At 65.4% G+C, this 2,339-nt stretch carries 1 protein-coding gene; it reads right to left on the bottom strand.

All coding sequences use genetic code 11. The features are described 5' to 3' along the window. Nucleotides 1–367: 367 nt before the first annotated feature. Nucleotides 368–1,717: a group II intron reverse transcriptase/maturase gene (ltrA, locus tag EB084_23905; GenBank protein NDD31307.1), complete on the bottom strand. Its 1,350-nt coding sequence runs from the start codon at nt 1,715–1,717 to the stop codon at nt 368–370. Nucleotides 1,718–2,339: the final 622 nt, after the last annotated feature.

Genomic DNA, 2,339 nt, shown 5'->3' with positions numbered 1-2,339 from the left:
GCAGACGCGATGCGCCGCGATCGCGCGATGGTCGACGCCGAGCCTCCGCGCAGTTCTCCTGCAAATCCCCGGGAGACTCGTGCGTTCGGCGCGGCAGTGGACCCTGAAGCTCGCGCGCCGCCCGCTGCTCGCGATGGCTTCGATGGCCCAGCCCCTCCTCGAGTGAGCGACGAACAACATGAACGATCGACCCCGACCACGGACGTCTGGGGCCCGCCGAACGCACGTCGAAATCACGATCCGTGGTGTCTACATGCATCGTCACGGTGCTCGATTGTGACTCTCTGCCTCCGGAAGCATGTACGACGACAACCGTACGGCCTGCCTTCGGGCAGGTGCGAACTCCAGGATTAGTTGTTCGAGCCCCTTACGCCGGCAAGGGTCGAGAGCAACTTCGAATCAATGATGCGCTGTGCACGACCCGTGGTCGTGGGAGTGGGAAGCGCGTCGACATCGCGTTGAATCGGTCCCAGGTGATCGCGGCGCGCTGCGAACGTCGCGCGAGCCACTTTCTCCAGACCGATCGGACCTCGCGCGCGAAGCGCTCGAGTCCTGCGAGGTTGCCCGTGATGCCATAGTAGGCGTAGTGCCCGCGCATTTTCTGCCCGAGCTCTTTGCATTGTACAGCCAAAGGCAGGTGCCGGTTATCCCGGCACCACGACCGCACGGATGCGAGCGCGCGGGTGAGGCGCGCCTTCGCCGTGCTTCGTTGCACCACCCAGTTCCCCTTCTTGGAGAGGCCCCAGTGATGATTGAAGCCGAGGAGGTCGAAGCTCTCCGGCTCGTCATCGCCTGCTCTCCCGCCATGACGCGGCTTCGTGAAACGCACGAGGCGCGTCTTGTCGGGGTGAAGCGTGAGGCCGTGCTTCCCGAATCGCTTCGGGAGCACGTCGAACACGCGCCTCGCGTCGGTTTCGTCCTCGAAGACGATGACGAAGTCGTCCGCATAGCGAATGAGTTGCGCACGGCCTCGCAGCCGCGGCTTCACGTCCGCCTCGAACCACCGGTCGAGCACTTCGTGGAGGTACACGTTCGCGAGGAGCGGTGAGATCACTCCTCCTTGCGGCGTGCCTTCGTCCGACCGCGTCACCGCGCCGGATTCGAGCACTCCCGCTTTCAGCCACTTGTCGATCGCACGGCGCAGCACGCCGTCCGTGACCCGCTTGTCGAGGAAGCTTCGGAGCACGCCGTGGTCGAGCGTGTCGAAGAAGCTTCGGATGTCGACTTCCAACACCCATCCGCCTCCCATCGACATGACGCTCTCCCACAGCGCTTGCAGCGCTCGATGCGCGCTGCGCCCCGGTCGAAAGCCGTACGAGCCCGGATGGAAGTCCTGCTCGTATACGGCTTCGAGCACCATCGCGACCGCGCGCTGGAGGATCTTGTCCTCGAACGTCGGTATGCCGATGGGGCGCGTGCGCCCATCGCCCTTCGGGATGTGCACACGTCGCACCGGCGGTGCCCGGTAGGTGCCCGTGCGGAAGCGCGCAAGCAGGGCCTCGAGGTTCTTCTCGAGATCGCGCCCGTACTCCTCCGCCGTTTGCCCATCCACGCCCGCCGCTGCGTCCTTCCGGGTGCGCCGATGCGCCTCACGCAGCCACTCCACGTCGATGACGTGGTGAAGCGACATGAAGACGCGCTCGGGGTGCTCCCTCGCCAAGTCCGCTACCCGCGCGAGTTTCGTTGAGACGTTTCCAGAGCTCAGTGTCTCTGCCATCGATCCCTCACTCGGTTCCATGATTCCGGTCGCGCCTTCCCTCGACCCGGTCCTCGTGGGGCGAGTTCCCCGGCTTCCTCGGTACCATGCGCGACTCCGACTTCTCACCCGCCCGTCCCGGTCGCTTCGTTGCCTTCGCGAACCGGTACCTCGCGTGCTCGTCGTGTTCGTGTTCCGCTTGGGCTCCTGCGCGCTCGACGAGCGTCTCGCGCAGGCCTCGGGTTTGTCATGCGGAGAGCCCGATGTTCCGCTTCTCACGAGGAGGGGGCGAGACCTCCCAGGTTCCTGGGATGCCCTCACACGCGTGCCCCGCTCTACGACCCCGGTGGTGCCTCGGCGCCCATGATCCTCGGGCGCTTCGGTGTTGCGTTCCGCTATTTCGACAGCGTCCGCCGCCACATGCGTACCTCTTACGGGGCTCGATCACGCGGCCCGCGTGTTCGCTGTCTACGCTTCGCGGCCGACCTCACGATCGGACTCGCGCAAGACTCGCTACCGGTTGGTGATCAACCTTTACCGGACGGGCTTCGCCGCAAGGCGTGCCCGCTGGGCATCTACGAAGAGTTTCCGCTGCTGATTCGTTACCTCATCATCGCATCCCCTCTCCCCAGGCTTGGCCTGG

Source organism: Pseudomonadota bacterium (genome assembly GCA_010028905.1).
In the GTDB taxonomy this organism is placed as follows: Bacteria; Vulcanimicrobiota; Xenobia; order RGZZ01; family RGZZ01; genus RGZZ01.
Note: the sequence above shows the minus strand (reverse complement) of the source record. Positions and strands in the feature narration are given on the sequence as shown.

Coding starts and splice junctions, on each gene's coding strand:
- ltrA (NDD31307.1), bottom strand. CDS start 1,717: ATGGCAGAGACACTGAGCTCTGGAAACGTCTCAACGAAACTCGCGCGG.